16 protein-coding genes are annotated in these 16679 nt (G+C 74.0%); 10 read left to right on the plus strand and 6 right to left on the minus strand.

The window, feature by feature from the left end; all coding sequences use genetic code 11:
• Positions 1-49 precede the first annotated feature (49 nt).
• The 7 genes from LCD31_RS10095 to LCD31_RS10125 all read left to right on the plus strand — a co-directional run bounded on the left by LCD31_RS10095 (position 50) and on the right by LCD31_RS10125 (position 6559).
• The gene (locus tag LCD31_RS10095) at positions 50-1159 is read left to right on the plus strand and encodes a class I SAM-dependent methyltransferase (RefSeq protein ID WP_224957543.1); all 1110 of its coding nucleotides are present in this window, start codon (positions 50-52) and stop codon (positions 1157-1159) included.
• 448 nt (positions 1160-1607) lie between these two features.
• A complete protein-coding gene (locus LCD31_RS10100) occupies positions 1608-2870 on the plus strand; it encodes a beta-ketoacyl synthase (RefSeq protein ID WP_224957526.1) in 1263 nt (420 codons plus the stop codon).
• Positions 2867-4069 (plus strand): ketosynthase chain-length factor, encoded by a 1203-nt coding sequence (locus LCD31_RS10105; protein WP_224957527.1) that lies wholly within the window; start codon positions 2867-2869, stop codon positions 4067-4069. Before LCD31_RS10100 ends, LCD31_RS10105 begins: the two co-directional genes overlap by 4 nt.
• 24 nt (positions 4070-4093) lie before the next feature.
• Entirely contained in the window at positions 4094-4348 is a 255-nt protein-coding gene (locus tag LCD31_RS10110; protein ID WP_224957528.1) for an acyl carrier protein, read from the plus strand.
• 2 nt (positions 4349-4350) lie between these two features.
• Entirely contained in the window at positions 4351-4806 is a 456-nt protein-coding gene (locus LCD31_RS10115) for an SRPBCC family protein (protein WP_224957529.1), read from the plus strand.
• An 84-nt stretch (positions 4807-4890) separates the two neighbouring features.
• Positions 4891-5520 (plus strand): hypothetical protein, encoded by a 630-nt coding sequence (locus LCD31_RS10120; protein WP_224957530.1) that lies wholly within the window; start codon positions 4891-4893, stop codon positions 5518-5520.
• A 220-nt stretch (positions 5521-5740) separates the two neighbouring features.
• Positions 5741-6559 (plus strand): SAM-dependent methyltransferase, encoded by an 819-nt coding sequence (locus LCD31_RS10125; protein ID WP_224957531.1) that lies wholly within the window; start codon positions 5741-5743, stop codon positions 6557-6559.
• Between the two features lie 4 nt (positions 6560-6563).
• Here LCD31_RS10125 and LCD31_RS10130 read toward each other — a convergent pair whose 3' ends face one another.
• The 3 genes from LCD31_RS10130 to LCD31_RS10140 form a co-directional block, all read right to left on the minus strand.
• Positions 6564-7046 carry a nitroreductase family deazaflavin-dependent oxidoreductase gene (locus LCD31_RS10130; protein WP_224957532.1) on the minus strand — a complete coding sequence of 161 codons (483 nt, stop codon included), beginning with the start codon at positions 7044-7046 and terminating at the stop codon, positions 6564-6566.
• Between the two features lie 109 nt (positions 7047-7155).
• A complete protein-coding gene (locus tag LCD31_RS10135) occupies positions 7156-9009 on the minus strand; it encodes a rhamnogalacturonan lyase (protein WP_224957533.1) in 1854 nt (617 codons plus the stop codon).
• 273 nt (positions 9010-9282) lie between these two features.
• Positions 9283-10026: a LysR substrate-binding domain-containing protein gene (locus tag LCD31_RS10140; RefSeq protein ID WP_224957534.1), complete on the minus strand. Its 744-nt coding sequence runs from the start codon at positions 10024-10026 to the stop codon at positions 9283-9285.
• A gap of 60 nt (positions 10027-10086) precedes the next feature.
• Between LCD31_RS10140 and LCD31_RS10145 the strand changes: the two genes are divergently transcribed.
• The gene (locus LCD31_RS10145) at positions 10087-10473 is read left to right on the plus strand and encodes a DUF5997 family protein (protein WP_224957535.1); all 387 of its coding nucleotides are present in this window, start codon (positions 10087-10089) and stop codon (positions 10471-10473) included.
• Positions 10474-10628: 155 nt separating this feature from the next.
• Here the strand turns inward: LCD31_RS10145 and LCD31_RS10150 are convergent, their stop codons facing one another.
• Positions 10629-12230: an aldehyde dehydrogenase (NADP(+)) gene (locus tag LCD31_RS10150; protein WP_224957536.1), complete on the minus strand. Its 1602-nt coding sequence runs from the start codon at positions 12228-12230 to the stop codon at positions 10629-10631.
• Between the two features lie 160 nt (positions 12231-12390).
• Here LCD31_RS10150 and LCD31_RS10155 point away from each other — a divergent pair, with 160 nt between their 5' ends.
• Positions 12391-13263 carry a LysR substrate-binding domain-containing protein gene (locus LCD31_RS10155; protein ID WP_224957544.1) on the plus strand — a complete coding sequence of 291 codons (873 nt, stop codon included), beginning with the start codon at positions 12391-12393 and terminating at the stop codon, positions 13261-13263.
• A gap of 140 nt (positions 13264-13403) precedes the next feature.
• Here the strand turns inward: LCD31_RS10155 and LCD31_RS10160 are convergent, their stop codons facing one another.
• Entirely contained in the window at positions 13404-13601 is a 198-nt protein-coding gene (locus LCD31_RS10160) for a hypothetical protein (RefSeq protein WP_224957537.1), read from the minus strand.
• Positions 13602-13828: 227 nt separating this feature from the next.
• The gene (locus LCD31_RS10165) at positions 13829-16213 is read right to left on the minus strand and encodes a hypothetical protein (RefSeq protein WP_224957539.1); all 2385 of its coding nucleotides are present in this window, start codon (positions 16211-16213) and stop codon (positions 13829-13831) included.
• A 214-nt stretch (positions 16214-16427) separates the two neighbouring features.
• Between LCD31_RS10165 and LCD31_RS10170 the strand changes: the two genes are divergently transcribed.
• The coding region (locus tag LCD31_RS10170) for an LLM class flavin-dependent oxidoreductase (RefSeq protein WP_224957541.1) at positions 16428-16679 on the plus strand (252 nt) is incomplete at its 3' end.

Raw genomic sequence — 16679 nt, forward strand, 5'->3', positions numbered from 1 at the left:
CCGTACGTTCGACGAGAAGAGAACCGCGTTGCCGAACACCCCGTTGCCGATGCTGGAGTGGACCGAGCGAGGGGAGCCGCGTTCGGCGATCTGGCGCTCGGAGAACGATGCGCCGCCACCGCGGCGGGTGGTGGTCGCCGACGACCGGCTCCGCGCGGACGACGCGCACAGCCAGGCGGCGGAAGGCACCGCTTTCCTGTGGCGGGGCGACTTCCACGGCGCGCGCAACCTGCTCACCGCGATGACCCGGCGGGTGGACCGCAAGCCGCTCGCCGAGATGGACACCCCCGCGCAGACCTTCCACCGGTACCGGCAGCGCCAGGCGCAGCGGTCCCGGCTGCTGGGCATGCTGCTGATCCCCGTCGATGCCGGGTGCGAGGTGCCGCTGCGCCGCGCGCCGGAGGTCCGGGACGCCTGCCTGGCCGCGGGTTGCCCCGCGGACGAGCCGTTCGTGCTGTCGCTGCGGGAACTGCTCGGCATCATCGGCGCGCACGAGTGGCGCCGCAACGGCATCGAGATCCCCGCGCTGGACGCGCGGATCCACCCGCACTACGGCGTGTTCGCCCCGCTGCGCTCCGACTACCTGGAGCTGATCGCCGCCGAACCGCTGCCGCCGGTGGGGACCGCGTTCGACCTCGGCACCGGCACCGGCGTGCTGGCCGCGCTGCTCGCCCGCCGCGGGGTGGGCCGGGTGGTCGCCACCGAGCTCGACGAGCGCGCGCTGGCCTGCGCGGCGGAGAACGTCGAGGCGCTCGGGCTGTCCGGCCGCGTCGAGGTGACCTCGGCCGACCTGTACCCGGAGGGCCGCGCGGGACTGGTGGTGTGCAACCCGCCGTGGCTGCCCGCGAAGCCCTCGGCGGCGTTGCAGCGCGCCGTCTACGACCCGGGAAGCCGGATGCTGCGCGGATTCCTCACCGGGCTCGCCGCGCACCTGGAACCGGGCGGGCAGGGCTGGCTGGTGCTGTCCGACCTGGCCGAGCTGCTCGGGCTGCGCACCCGGCAGGAGCTGCTGGACCTGATCGACGCCGCGGGCCTCGCCGTCGCGGGCCGCAGCGACGCGGCGCCCCGGCACCCGCGGTCCGCCGACACCGACGACCCGCTGCACGAGGCGCGGGCCGCCGAGACCGTGTCGCTGTGGCGGCTGGTGGCGCGGGACTGATTCCGCCGCCGGGAAACCGGCTCGGGAAGAGGGCGGTATTCGCACCGCCGATTCGGCGCGATGAATTCTCATCGCGCCGAATCACTCGGTTGGCCGTTGGCCTGGATCAGTGCGCTGGGTAACTTCTGGGCCGCCGGTGCAGGACGATTCGCACCAGTTCTTCCGCGCTGCCGCGGACGATTCCGCGGCGCACCGGGAATCGCGCCGGCCAGGGGTTTCGCCGCTTTTGCGCGCGTCATCGCGGACGTGTCCGGGGCAGTGGGGTTCCGATTCCGCGCACCGCCGAATTCCGAATCGAATCGTGTTCGGAAATCGGTGCGGAATCGTCCGGGATGGTGCGAGAAGATCTCATCCGAGAGGTGCCCATGCGAACACGTGAATCGTCGCGGCGCTCGGCGCCGAGCCCTCGCCCGCCGATGGCGCGGTCTCCCTGGGGCGGGCGGCGCGGATGAGCACCGGTGACAGGCGGGTGGTGCTCACCGGCATGGGCGTGCGGGCGCCCGGCGGGGACGGTGCTGCCGGGTTCTGGGACCTGCTCACCTCCGACCGCACCGCCACCCGCACCATCACCGCCTTCGACCCGGCTCCGTTCCGCTCCCGGATCGCCGCCGAAGTCGACTTCGACCCGGTGGCGGAGGGTTTCACCGCCCGCGAGGTCGCCGAGCGGGACCGGGTGGTGCTGCTCGCGATCGCCTGCGCGCGCGACGCGGTCCGGGACTGCGGACTGGACCTCGCGCGGCGGGACCCGACCCGCACCGCGGTGAGCATCGGCAGCGCCGTCGGCTCCACGATCAGCCTGGACCGCGACTACCGGCGGATCTCCCGCGGTGGGTCCACCTGGCTCGTCGACCACGCCCTGGCCTCGCCGCGCTCCCGCGACCACCAGGTGCCCGCGGCCCTCGCCCGCGACGTCGCCCGGGAGGTCGCGGCCGAAGGACCCGTCGCGGTGATCTCCACCGGCTGCACGTCCGGGCTCGACGCGGTCGGCCACGGCGCCGAGCTGATCCGCGACGGGCGCGCCGACGTCGTGCTCGCCGGCGCCGCGGACGCACCGATCTCGCCGATCACGGTCGCCTGCTTCGACGCGATCCGCGCCACCTCGCCGAACAACGCCGACCCGGCGCACGCGTCCCGCCCGTTCGACCGGCGCCGCGACGGCTTCGTGCTGGGGGAGGGGGCGGCGGTGTTCGTGCTGGAGGAACGCGCCGCCGCGCTGCGCCGCTGCGCCCGGGTGCACGCCGAGTTCGCCGGATTCGCCGGGCGCTGCAACGCCTTCCACATGACCGGGCTGCACCCGGAGGGCCGCGAGCTGTCCTGGGCGATCACCGCCGCGCTGCGTGCCTCGGGCCGGGGCCGGGTGGACTACCTCAACGCGCACGGCTCCGGGACGAAGCAGAACGACCGGCACGAGACCGCCGCGATCAAGCGCAGCCTCGGCGCCGCCGCGCACCGGATCCCGATCAGCTCCATCAAGTCCAAGGTCGGGCACTCGCTGGGCGCGATCGGCTCCGTGGAGCTCGCCGCCTGCGTCCTCGCGATGCGGCACGGGGTGGTCCCGCCGACCGCGAACTACGCCGAACCGGACCCGGAGTGCGACCTGGACTACGTGCCGGGCGAGCCGCGGGAAGCGGACCTGGACGTGGTGCTCAGCGTCGGCAGCGGCTTCGGCGGGTTCCAGAGCGCCGTCGTCCTCACCCGGGGGGACCGATGACGGAGGTGTGGGTGACGGGGATGGCCGCGATCGCCCCGAACGGCGTCGGCGTCGACGACTACTGGGACGCCACCCTGAGCGGCCGCAGCGGCATCTACCCGATCAGCGGGTTCGACGCCACGTCCTACCCGGTCCGGGTCGCGGGCGAGGTGCCCGATTTCGACGCGGGCCGCCACCTGCCGCCGCGGCTGCTCACCCAGACCGACCGGATGACGCGGTACGCGCTGGCCGCCGCCGACTGGGCGGTGGCCGACGCGGAGGTGCCGCCGGACGTCGACGGCGAGTTCGGAGTGCTCACCGCCGCCGCGGCCGGCGGGTTCGAGTTCGGCCAGCGGGAGCTGGAGAAGCTGTGGGGACAGGGCCCGGACCGGGTCAGCGCCTACCAGTCCTTCGCCTGGTTCTACGCGGTGAACACCGGCCAGATCTCGATCCGGCACGGCCTGCGCGGCACCGGTTCGGTGCTGGTCGCCGGGCAGGCGGGCGGGTTGGACGCGATCGCGGAGGCCGCGCGGATGCTGCGCCGCGGCACCACCACCCTCGTGCTCACCGGCGGGTTCGAGGCCTCGGTGTGCCCGTGGGGCCTCGTCGCCTGCGCCACGACCGGCACGATGAGCACCGAACCCGACCCGCGCTGGGCGTACCTGCCGTTCGACGAGCGGGCGAGCGGCGCGGTCCCCGGCGAAGGCGGCGCGCTGCTGGTCCTGGAGGACGCCGTGGCCGCGGCCCGGCGCGGGGCGCCGCGCGTGCACGGCCGGATCGCCGGGCACGCCGCCACCTTCGACCCGCCGCCCGGTTCGACGCGCGAACCCGGCCTGGCCCGCGCCGTCCGGGCGGCGCTGCGCGACGCGGACCTCCCGGTCGGCGCGATCGACGCGGTGTTCGCCGACGCCGCGGGCACCCCGGATCGCGATCGGGCCGAAGTCGACGCGCTCCGCGAGGTGTTCGGTCCGCGCGGGGTCCCGGTGACCGCACCGAAGAGCATGACCGGGCGCCTCGACTCCGGCGGCGGACCGCTGGACGTGGTCGCCGCCCTGCTGTCCCTGCGCGACGGGGTCCTGCCGCCCACGATCGGCACCCGCCGCGCCCCGGACGAGCTGGACCTGGTGCTGGACGAACCGCGGGGACTGCCGCTGCGCGCGGTGCTGGTGCTGGCCAGGGAACCCGGCGGCTTCAACTCGGCGCTGGTGGTGACCGCATGAGCCGTGAGGACGAGGAGGAGACCCGTGCGACTGACCCGGACCCAGCTGGTGAGCGCGATCCGCGCCGCCGCGGGTGACACCGAACTCGCCGACCTGGACGGCGACGTCCTGGACCGCCGGTTCGACGAGCTCGGCTACGACTCGCTGGCGCTGCTGGAGGTGGCGGCCGTGCTGCGCCGCACCCACGGCATCGCGCTGCCCGACGACGCCGTCGTCGAGCTCGGCACGCCCGCCGACCTGCTGCGGATCGTGAACGCGACGACGGAAGAGGTGCGTTGAGGATGGCCCGGACCGACAACTCCGTGACCGTGCGGGCTCCGCTGCCGCTGGTGTGGGACAGGACCAACGACGTGGAGTCCTGGCCGACCCTGTTCGCCGAGTACGCCCGCTCCGAGGTGCTGCGCCGCGACGGCGACACCATCGACTTCCGGCTCACCACCCACCCGGACGCCGACGGCAAGGTGTGGAGCTGGGTGTCCCGGCGGGTCCTCGACGTCGCCGAGCGCAGCGTGCGCGCCCGGCGCCTGGAGACCGGGCCGTTCCAGTACATGGAGCTGTACTGGACGTACCGGGAGACCGAATCGGGCACCGTGCTGCGCTGGGTGCAGGAGTTCACCGTGAAGCCCGAGGCGCCCTTCGACGACGCCGCGATGACCGTGCGGCTCAACGCGGCCACCAGGAACAACATGAACCACATCAAGGCGGTGCTCGAACGGGCCGCGAACGCGGCGAGCTGAGCGCCGGGCCGAAGGGCTCTGGGAGCGGGCGGGCACCGTGTCGATCCTGGTGCTGTCGGCGGAACGCGCGAGCGGGAGCAGGCGATGGGGACGGGTGCGGTGCTCGGAGCGCTGCGCTGGGCGGCGCAAGCGTTGCGGCCCAAGCGGAATCCGCTGCGCCGGAACCTGGACCGCTGGACCGCCGCGGTCATGGCGCTGCTGGTCGGGTTGGCGCTGGCCTCCGTCCCGGTCGCGGCCGCCTTCGGCAGCGGCATGCACCAGCGGCTCGGCGAGCGGTCCGCCGCGCAGCACGCGGAACGCACCCCGGTGACCGCCCGGCTCGTCGAACCGGCGCGGATGACGATCCTCGGCGGCGGGTCGCCGCAGACCCAGCGGGTGCTGTTCCACGCCCTGGTGACCTGGCGGGACGCGGCCGGACGGCCGCACGGCGGGTGGGCGGAGATCTCCTCGGCCGCGGTGGCGGTGGGCGACGAGATCGAGGTGTGGGTGGACGACCGGGGCGCGGTCGTGGCGCCACCGCTGGGCGCGGACCGCGCGTTGGCGTCCGCGATCAGCGTCGGCGTGCTGCTCGTGTTCGGCTCGGTGGTGTGCTGCGGGGTGGCGCTGGTCCTCGTGCGCCGCGTCGCCGACGCCCGCGCCCACCGGGCGTGGGCGCGGGAGTGGGAGGTGGTGCGCCCCCGCTGGGACCACCGCGGACCGGCGGGCGCCGGGTGAGGACGTGCCCTTCCGGGGAAGCTCCGTCACCGCTCGCGGTACCGCGCTCACCGTCCGCTGTCGCAGCCCGGTCCGCCGCCTCCCGGGGATCTCCGCGCGCGGGTGGTCGTGCGATGCTGATCGCGCGGCGGACGCCGCTCGACCGGCGCTCCGGGGTCACCCGGGAGCACGTCGGGGCGGCGCCGCAGGTACGGAACCCCGGACGCAGGCGGGAGGCACGATGGCGGACGAGCACCGGAGCGCGGAGGTGGATCTGCGCACCGACCGCGCCCACGGCGCCCGGATCTACGACTACATCCTCGGCGGCAAGGACAACTACGCCGTCGACCGGGCCGCCGCCGAAGCCACCCTGGAGGTGTGGCCCGCGCTGCGGGTGCACATGCGGGCCAACCGCACCTTCATGCACCGCGCGGGTCGCTTCCTGGCCCGGGAGTGCGGCATCCGCCAGTTCCTCGACATCGGCACCGGCATCCCCACCCAGCCGAACCTGCACGAGGTCGTGCAGGAGGTCGCCCCGGATTCGCGGGTCGTCTACACCGACAACGATCCGATCGTGCTCGCGCACGCCCGCGCGCTGATGTCGAGCGCGTCGGCGGGCCGCACCGCCTACGTCGAGTCGGACATGCGGCAGGTCGAATCCCTGCTGGCGGCACCGGAACTGCGGGAGACGCTGGACCTGGACCGGCCGATCGGGCTGATGCTGATCGGGATCGTGCACTTCATCGAGGACGACGACGAGGCGCTGGCGGTGTCGCGCCGGATCGTCGACGCGCTGCCCGCCGGCAGCTACCTGGCCGCGACGATCGGCACCGACGACTTCGCCCCCGAGGCGCTGGCCCGGGTCGCCGACGTCTACCACGAGCACGGCGAGACCATGCGGCTGCGCAGCCAGGCGCAGGCGGCGCGGTTCTTCGACGGGCTGGAGCTGGTCGAGCCGGGCCTGGTGCAGATGCACCGGTGGCGCCCGGACGACGACGAGCACCTGTCGCTGGACGAGGCCGACATCGCCATGTACGGCGCCGTCGCCCGCAAGCCGTGACCGGTCAGCGCTGCCGGAGTTCGAACATCGGCAGCGGGGTGTCCCGCTCGGTGACCTCCTCGCCGAGGGTGCCGTGCAGGACGTCCTTGAACTTCGCCCACGCCCGCGGGTGCCGCCGCGCGTAGTCGGCGAGCACGGCGTCGGCCTCGGCGGTGGTGAGCAGCCGCGCGGTGGCGGGCCGGTCGCGGTGGCGGCCGGTGGACACGCGAACCCGCGGGTTCGCCACCACGTTGCGGTACCACTGCGCGCGGGCGCCGAAGCCGGAGGCGACGACGTGGACGCCCGGTCCGGGGTGCGCGATCACCTCCAGCACGACCCGCCGGGCGATCCCGGAGTTGCGGCCCACGTGCTCCAGCAGGAGCAGCCGCGGCCCGAGCAGGACGCCGAGCCGGGCCCGGTACAGCAGGACGGGGGCGCGCATCAGCGCCCGGGAGCGCAGCAGCCGGGCTCCGGCCCGGCCGAGCGCGGTGGTGGCGGGTTCCGGCATGGTCGGCCTCGATTCGTCCGGTCCGAGCAGTGTCGCACCGGGCACCGCCCTGGCGGGGCGGATCCGGCGGGTGCGGGGTGATCGCGGGCGCGACCACCCCGCGCCGGGATCAGGGCAGCGGGTCTCCGGTGCGCCGCGCCGCCGCGTCCGCCAGGGAGTAGCTGGGGTGCGGCGGCTGGTTGTAGGCGGTGTTCTGCCAGGCGACGGCGAGCCGGTACTGCCGGTCCTCCATCAGCCCGGGCAGGCTGAGCTCGGTGGGTTCGGTGGTGCTGAAGATCCGCAGCGCGCTGCTGTCCTCGGTGCGGAACACGACCTCCTCCCGCCAGTCGCCCATCAGGTCCGCCGACAGCGCGGGGGTGGCCTTGGTGCCGTTGTTGGAGGCGACGCCGTCGAAGTCCTGGACGCGTTGGGTGCCGTCGCCGGTGTACTTGTCGATGTGGGTGTCGTCGAGCAGTTCGCGGCTGGTGTCGCCGTCCCACCACACCAGGAAGTTCATCGATCCGGGCCGAGGCCCGACGTCCTCGCCCGCGGCGTCGCGCAGCCGGTCGTCGGCGGCGGACCAGAACTCGGCGCCGGGGTTGCCGTCCCAGATGTCGCCCGCGACGCCGCGCCCGTTGTCGCCGGCGGGGTCGGTCTGCCAGAGCACTTCGCCGGTGGCGGCGTCGGCGAGCCAGGACGCGGACTGGTCGGAGTTCTCGTCGACCTTGTACACCTCCAGGCCGGGCCGGTCCGGGTCGAAGTCGCCGACGTGCAGCGCGCCGCCGTGGCCGAACCCGGTGTTCCACAACGGGTTCCCGTCGTCGTCGATCGCCATCGCGCCGTAGACGACCTCGTCGTTCCCGTCGTCGTCGACGTCGGCGATGGACAGGTTGTGGTTGCCCTGCCCGGCGTACTCCTCGCCCGCCTCATCGCTGTCGAACGTCCACAGTGGAGTCAGCTCGCCGTCGAAGGTCCACGCGGTGATGACGGAACGGGTGTAGTAGCCGCGCGCCTCGATGAGCACGGGCAGTCCATCGATCTCGGCGGTGGCGGCGAGGAAGCGGTCGCACCGGTTGCCGTAGGAGTCGCCCCAGTCGGCCGGGTCGCCGCGCCCCGGGACGTAGTCCGCGGTGTGCCGCTCGGCGCCGGTGGTGCCGTCGAACACGGTGAGGAACTCGGGGCCGTCCAGCACGTACCCGTCGCCGTTGCGGTGGTCGGCGTCCGCGTCGCCGAGCGCGGAGCCGGTGCCGTCCACGGTGCCGTCGGCGGTCTTCACCGCGACTTCGGCGGCACCGTCCCCGTCGTAGTCGTACACCTGGAACTGGGTGTAGTGCGCGCCCGCGCGGATGTTGCGCCCGAGGTCGATGCGCCACAGCCGGGTCCCGTCGAGCCGGTAGGCGTCCAGGAGGGGCGGGCCGGTGTACCCGGCCTGCGAGTTGTCCTTGGCGTTGGACGGGTCCCACTTGACGACGTACTCGTACTCGCCGTCGCCGTCGAGGTCCCCGACGCCGACGTCGTTGGCGCTGTAGGTGTAGTCCTCGCCGGATGGGGTGGTGCCGCCGTCCGGCACGTCCAGCGGGATGTCGAGGTGGTCGGCGGCGAAGGCGCGTGCGGTGCTCGCCGCGGCCCGCTGCCCGTTCGGGGCGATCTCGTAGCGGGCGTCGGCGGGCGCGCCGCGGTCGAGGAGCCCGGTCCCGGTCAGCGGTTCCGGCGTGATCCTGGTGCCGTCGCGGTACACGTCGAAGGTGGTGCCCGCCGGGTCGGTGCCGAACAGCCGCCAGGACACGAAGTTGTCGTCGCCGGAGCGCACGCTGATCGCGGCGCGGCCGGGTTCGGCGGCGCGGGTCTCGGCGGACGCGGTCCCGGCCCGCGCCGGTTCGGCGGGGGATCCGGTGGCGGGTGCGGCGGAGCCGATCGGCAGCACGACGGCGGCGAGCGCGGTCACCAGTGCGCGGCGGGGAGATCTCGTTCGCGATGAGTTCATTGTGGACGGTTCCGATCTGGTCGAGGGTGCTTCGTCGCACCCCGGTCGGACGAGCTGGTCCGGCGCTTCCGGGCGTGATGCAGGAAAGCGCTTTCCTGAACGTTAGGGGCGGGCGGCTCGGCTCCGCAAGGACCGATCGACGGTGCCGGTTGTCCGGCCGTCCGGCGGCGGCACGGGACCTGTCGGGGGTTCCGGCGACCCGCCATCAGGGGGAGTCGGCCGCGCTCCGGGCGTGGTGGGGCCGTCGCTGCGCTGCGCGATCGGCCGCCGGGGTCAGGACCGGCGGCGCGGCCTGCCGCGCCCGCCGCCGGGGCGCGGGCCGCCCTTGCCGCGGCCGGGCTTCGGGGCGGGCGGCTTCTTCGCCGCGGGCTGCTTCTTGGCGGCCGGCTGCTTCGGCGTCTGCTCCTGGCGCCCGCGGGTGCTGTTCACCGTGCGGCCGCGCACGATCCCGATGAACTGCTCCACCAGGTCGGTGGTCTCCTCCTCCGGCCACGACAGCGCGACCCGCGACTGCGGGACGTCGGTGAGCGTCCGGTAGGTGAGGTCCTTGCGGTGGTGCAGCCGGGCCAGCGACTGGGGGACGACGAGCAGGCCGACGCCCGCGGCGACGAGCTCGACGGCGAGACCGGTGTTCGCGGGCCGCTCGAAGGCGGGTCGGCCCGGCGGCCGTTCCCAGCCGAGGGTGTCGTCCAGCGGGTGCTGCACGATCTCGTCGGCGAGGTCGGCGGGCCCCACCTCGTCGGCCGCGGTGATCACGTGGTCCTTCGGCACCACGACCACGGTCGTCTCGGTGTAGAGCGGGATCGCGTGCAGCCCGTCGCGGTCGGTCGGCTGCCGCAGCAGCGCCGCGTCGAACTCGCCGCCGCGCGCCAGGTCGGCCGCGGCGGCCGCCGGGGTGGCGACCAGGTGCAGCGGCACCGACGGAACCCGTTCGTTCCAGATCCGCACCCACTTGCCGGGGGTCACCCCGGGCACGTACGCGAGGGTGAACGACGACGATCCGACCGAGCCTGCCACCGGGCCAGGCTACCGGGCGTCACCGCAGGTACCGCGGGGCCGGGTCGATACCCTGGGCCCATGACGTCGCACAAGACCCCCCAGACGATGAAGCCCGCGACCGCGGCGAAGAAGCTGAACGTGTACCTCGAAGCCACCCCCGCGGAGTTCCAGGAGGGCGTGGTCTCGCGCGACGAGCTCAACGCCCTGCAGACCGACCCGCCGGAGTGGCTGCGCGAGCTGCGCCGCAACGGCCCGCACCCGCGCCCGGTGGTCGCCGCCCGGCTCGGCGTGTCCAACAGCGGCCTCGCCCGCGGTGGCATCACCGAGGCGCTCACCACCGAGCAGATCGAGGCGCTCAAGGCGGAGAACCCCGACTGGCTGCAGCACGAGCGCGCCACCCAGGCCGAGGTCCGCAAGGAGGCCGCCCGCATCAAGAACAAGTCCCGCGAGGACTCCGGCTCCTGATCGCTCCCGTGGCGGGGCGGGCGGCGGAGCCGCGCGGGACGGTCGTGGTCCCGGGGCGCGCCGCACGTCCGCACCCGTCGTGATCCCCCCCGGTCCGCGACGTGAACAGCGCCCGGCTCCGCTCGTGGCGGGGCCCCCCGCTGCGGTGCTCGGGGTCAGTGCTTGCCGAGTTCGCCGTCCACCCGGCGCCAGACCCTCTCGGGGTTGCCGTCGGCGAGGACGCTCGGCAGCAGCTCCGCGGGCAGGTCCTGGTAGGCCACCGGGCGCAGGAACCGGTCGATGGCCAGCGTGCCGACCGAGGTCGTCCGCGAGTCCGAAGTGGACGGGAACGGTCCACCGTGGACCATCGCGTGGCCGACCTCGACGCCGGTGGGCCAGCCGTTGAACAGGATCCGGCCCGCCGTGCGCTCCAAGGTGGGCAGCAGCGCGCCCGCTTCGGCGGTGTCCGCGGCGGTGGCGTGCACGGTGGCGGTGAGCTGCCCTTCCAGCCCGGCCGCGACCTCGCGGACCTGGGCGGCGTCGCGGCAGCGGATCACCAGCGAGGACGAGCCGAACACCTCGTCGTCCAGCCCGTCCCCGGCCAGGAACGACTCGGCGTCGGTGGCCAGCAGCGCGGCCCGGCAGGAGTGCGGCGCGTCGGATTCCCGGCCGCGGGCCAGCACGGTCACCTCGCCCTTGTCCGCCAGCGCCTGCACGCCCGACTCGTAGGCGCGGGCGATGCCCGGGGTGAGCATCGGGGTCGGGGTGGCGGCGCCGACCGCCTCGGCCGCGCTGTCCAGGAAGGTGGTCAGCTCCGGCCCGTCGACCGCGATGACCAGGCCGGGGTTGGTGCAGAACTGGCCGGACCCCATCGTGAGCGAGCCGACGAACTCGCCACCGAGCTCCGCGGCCCGCGCGGCGAGCGCCCCGGGCAGCAGGAAGACCGGGTTGATGCTGCTCATCTCCGCGTACACCGGGATCGGCTGCGGCCTGCGCTGCGCGGCGGCGGTCAGCGCGAGCCCGGCGCCGCGGGAACCGGTGAAGCCCACGGCCTGGATGCGCGGATCGGTGACCAGCGAGATCCCGAGGCTGCGGCCGCTGCCGAACAGCAGCGAGAAGGTACCCGCAGGCAGCCCGCAGGAGGCGACGGCGTCGCTGATGGCGCGCGCCACCAGCTCGCTGGTACCCGGGTGCGCGTCGTGCGCCTTGACCACCACGGGGCAGCCCGCTGCGAGCGCGGAGGCGGTGTCGCCACCGGCGACGGAGAAGGCCAGCGGGAAGTTGCTGGCGCCGAACACGGCGACCGGGCCCAGCGGGATCTTGCGCTGCCGGATGTCGGCGCGCGGTGCGGGGGAGCGGTCCGGCTGCGCCGGGTCGATGCGCGCCCCGGTGAAGCTGCCCTCCCGCACGACCTGCGCGAACAGCCGCAGCTGCCCGGTGGTGCGACCGCGTTCGCCGGTGGTGCGGGCCAGCGGCAGGCCGCTCTCGGCGTGGGCGCGGGCGGAGAGGGTTTCGCCGATGGCCTCGATGTTGTCGGCGATGGTCTCCAGGAACACCGCGCGCTGCTCGAAGGTGGTGGCGCGGTAGGTCTCGAAGGCCTCGTCCGCCGCCGCGCACGCGCGCGCCACCTCGGCGTCGCCGCCGTGCGCGTAGGCCGGTTCGAGTTCGGCGCCGGTGGCCGGGTCGATCGCGCGGATCTGCTCGCCGTCGCCGAACACGGGGGTGCCCGCGATCAGCATCCGCCCGGTGAGGTCGGTGGCGGTGGTGCCTGTGGTCATGCGGTGGGTCCTCCTCGATCCGGGCGGTGCGGGAGCGGGGGCACGGCCTGGCGGCGCGCACATCCCGCCAGCGGTGACACTAAGATCCCCGACCGATGCGTGTCCAACTCCGATCGAGCATCGTCCGATGCTCGAAAGGCATCGCACGCGGGAGGCGAGCATGTTCACCCTCAACCAGCTCTCCGGGTTCGTCGCGGTGGCCGAAGAGCTCCACTACGGGCGGGCGGCGGCGCGGCTGCGGATGACCCAGCCGCCGCTGAGCAGGCAGATCCAGCTGCTGGAGCGGGACCTGCAGGTGCGGCTGTTCGACCGCAGCGGCCGCGCGGTGCGGCTGACCCCGGCGGGGCAGGCGTTCCTGCGCGATGCGCGGCGGCTGCTGCACGAGGCGGAGAACGCGACGCTGGCGGTGCGCCGGGTGCCCAGCGGTGAGGCGGGCGTGGTGCGCGTCGGGTTCACCGCGACCTCGGCTTACGGGAAGCTCGGCGGGGTGCTGGAGACGGCGCGGGAGCGGCTGCCGCACGTGGACGTGGTGCTGCGCGAGCTGGTGACCCGCGAGCAGCTGGACATGCTCTCCTCGGGCGCGCTGGACCTGGGGCTGGTGCGGCCGCCGATCACCCGCCCGGAGCTGGATTCCCGGCGGCTGCTGGCCGAGCCGCTGCTGGCGGCGTTGCCCGCGGGGCATCCGCTGGCCGCTGCGGAGCGGTTGAGCCCGGCGGACTTCGACGCCGCCGACGTGGTGATGTACTCGCCGACGGAGGCCCGCTACTTCCACGAGCTGCTGGTGAGCGTGTTCCGCGAGGCGCACGTCTCGCCGCGCTACACCCAGCACGTGAGCCAGGTGCACACGGTGCTGGCGCTGGTGCGCGCCGGGCTGGGTATCGCGCTGGTGCCGTCGACGGCGACGCTGCTGCGCTTCGACGGGGTGGTGCTGCGGCCGGTGGCGCTCCCGGATCCGGAACCGGTGGAGCTGCACCTCGCGTGGCGCCGGGCCAACGACAACCCGGCGCTGGGTGCCCTGCTCGCCCTCCTCTGACGACCCGCGCCAGGCGGAGCCCGCGGGGCGGGGCAAGTCAACCCCCGTTGACCGGAACGCCGGCGGAAGCGCCACCGGCAAGTCAGCCGTTGTTGACATCGTGCGCCCGCCCCGGTCACCGGGTCCGCGGTGCGCGGCCTTCAGGCGGGGATGGCGCAGCGGAGCATGCCGTCGTCCCCGCGGGTCGCCGTCGGGTTCGCGCGCAGCAAGCGCAGGGCCTCTTCGTCGAACCGCTGGAAGCCGAGGAACTCGCGGCCTGCCTCGCCGTCGCGGTACACGGCGGCCCATCCGTGCAGGTCGTCGCAGGTCACGTGGTAGGTGAGGGCGGGTGGCGCCAAGGTGGGCAAGGTGATCCCTCCGGGTCGGGCACTCAACGTGCTGATCGAGCACAGAGAGTATCCCCTCCGCGATCACTGCTCCATTCGGGGTAGCGAATTGGTGCCGACGGCGGTGCGTCGAGTCCGGTGCCGCGCGATCGCGGTGTGCCGGGGAGGCGCGGGCGGGTGTGGCAAGGACCCGCCGCGCGCCGTCCGGGGATCGTGCGCGGCGGGCGGCATCGCCACCGTCAGGTCTTGGCGGTCTCCGAACTCGCCGCGCCGGACCCGGGCTCGGCGTCCGCGGGAGCCGCGTCGGCGGTCGCGGGCTCGGAGCCGGCCGTCCCGTCCGGGTCGTCGGCCGCCGCGGCGTCCTTCTTCTTCCCCGGCTTCCGCTCGTAGCCCAGCAGGTGGTCCCGCAGCGCCACGTGCGTGAACCGGTAGCCACCGTCCACGTTGGACAGCAGGCTGCACCCGGCCAGCCCGCGCAGCAGCCGCGCCCGCCGCACCGGCAGCTCGCTGAGCGCCATCGCCCGCGCCAGCCACTCGGCGCCCGCGTTCTTCGCGGTGTCGAACGGGAACATGTCGGCGTGCCAGGCGGCGGGTGCGGCGAGGCCCGCGACCAGTACGCCGATGGCGACGTCCAAGGCGCGCTCGTCCAGCAGCGTCCCGGTGAACAGCACCGGGACCACCCCGATCAGCCCGGCCGCGGCGGCCACCGGTGCCGAGTTCTTCAGCCACGCCGAGCCCTTGCCGTCGAACTCCGCGTACTGGTCGTCGCCGAACTGCCACCACACCTCGTCGCGGGCCGCGGTGGTCAGCCCGGCGACGATGCCGAGCACCACGCCGATGCCCATCGCGGTGAGCATCTCCTGCGGTCCGAGCCAGATCGTGGTCACCCCGACCACCCCGGCCCCGGCGGCGCCGAGCGCGGCGCTGTTGCCGGGCATCTTCGACCAGGCCTCGACGGCGCTCATGATGGTGAGGAACGCGGTGAGGACCACCACCGGCACGCCGATCCACCACGGCTGCGCGGCGAGCCAGCTCGTGGCGGGCGTGGTGAGCCCGACGAGCGCGAGGCTCACGACGAGCCCGAGCACGTAGCCGCAGGCGGCCGTCGTCCAGCCCTGCGGCACGGTGCGCGCCAGCTGCGCGGGCCGCAGCCACGGCAGCCCGGAGAGGTGGTCGAGGAAGGCGATGTAGCCCACCAGCAGCGCCGCGGTGACGAGCGCTGCCGCGGGCCCGAGCAGCATCCCCATCGCCAGCGTCACGCCGGTGACGGCGCCGGCGAGCACCCCGGGCAGCCCCCGCGCGTACACGTGCACCACGGTGCTGGAGGGCAGGTACTTGGCCCACGCGACGAGGCTGGGCAGCCGGGTCCGGGCGGTGAGGTCGTTGCACAGCGGGCTCGCCGAGACGCGGGCGAGGAACCGCAGCGTGCGCAGCACCTTCTCCGCCGGGTAGCCGAGTTCGTCGGCGTGCTGGGCGGGGACCGCGGTGAGGTAGGCGTCGAAGACCTGGCGCCGCCGTTCGGCCGGGGTCCCGCTGAGCCGGACCTCCGACGGCGGCCGGTCCTGGTGGGCCAGTGCCATCAGGCTCAGCATGAGCGGCGAGTCGAGCAGTTCCGGCAGCTGCGGGTCGGTGCGCACGGCGCTGCGGATGCCGTCGACGCGGCGCCCGATGCGGGTGTAGAACTCGACGACCTGCTTGCGGGTGAGCGGGTTGATGGTGACGGTGTTGCTCAGCTGCAGCGGCTCGGTGAGCGCTTCGTGGTCGGTGCTGCGGCAGCACACGACGATCTCGGGGACGTCGAACTCGTCCCGCAGCTTGTTGATCGCGGTGACGCAGCGTTCCTGGTATTCGGGCGGCACTTCGTCGAGCCCGTCGAGCATCAGGCCGATGCGCCGCTGCTCCAGCCAGATCCGGCCGAGCGACGGGTGGATGTTGTAGCGGCGTTCGATCTCGCGCAGCAGCCACTTGCCGAAGTCGGTGGGCGGCGCGGGCCTGCGGTCGTCCCAGCGCCACCCGGACATGGCCCAGGAGCCGAGGTCGACGATCAGCGGGATGGGCCGCTTCGGGTCGCCCGCGGCGCGCAGCGCGAGCGCGCGGGTGAGCTCCAGCAGCAGGGTGGACTTGCCGGAGCCGGGTGCGCCGAGGACCAGCAGCGAGCCGTTCGCCTCGTCGAGGGTGCCGGGCAGGTCGGCGCCCGCGGGCAGCTTCGCCTTCTTGCCCGCGCTGTTCTGCACGACGACGTCGGCGGGCCGGGCGACGGTGGCGGGCACCTCGTCGCCGTCGACCAGCGCGGCCACGTGGGCGGCGAGCGAGCCGTTGAGCCGTTCGCGGGCGTACCGCTCGGCGCTGTGCACCGACCGCTCCCGGTTGGAGGGGGTGTTGAGCCGCCGGGCGGTGACGGGCTTGTCGGTGTTGGTGATGCGTTCCCACCCGGCGAGGGCGGCGCCGAAGAGCAGGAACACGATCACCAGTGGCCACAGGACGGCGGCGAGCGGGCGGAGGAACCCGGGCAGGTAACCGCCGGTTCCGATGCTGATGGCGGTGGGGACGAGGACCAGCGTGACGGCGATTCCCGCCCCGATGAGCAGCGCCGTCCGCACCGTGCGGGCGAGCCTGTTCTGCATGATCGTCTCTCCAGGGGTCGGCGTCCGCGCGTGCGCCTAGAACTATGGTCCGGCGGGCACGGACTGTAAACGCTCCATTCCGGTCTGTGTGGCCGAGTGTGATCGGCGCCGCCGTGAACGGCTGCGGTGGACCGGCATGGAATAGTTAAAACTTCAACGATGTTCCAGCGGGTGCACCGGCGAACAGGACGGCCGGCGAGGTGAGGAGGGCGCAGTGCAGTTCGGCATCTTCAGCGTGGGGGACGTGACTCCCGACCCGACCACGGGCGCGGTACCCACCGAAGCGGGACGCATCCAGGCGATGGTGCGCATCGCGCAGCACGCCGAGGAGGTCGGTCTGGACGTGTTCGCCACCGGTGAGCATCACAACCCGCCGTTCGTGCCGAGTTCGCCGACGACGATGCTCGGTTATCTGGCGGCCCGTACCGAGCGGTTGGTCCTGTCCACCTCGACGACGCTGATCACC

Origin of the sequence: Saccharopolyspora sp. 6M (assembly GCF_020176775.1) — a bacterium.
In the GTDB taxonomy this organism is placed as follows: domain Bacteria; phylum Actinomycetota; class Actinomycetes; order Mycobacteriales; family Pseudonocardiaceae; genus Saccharopolyspora_C; species Saccharopolyspora_C gregorii.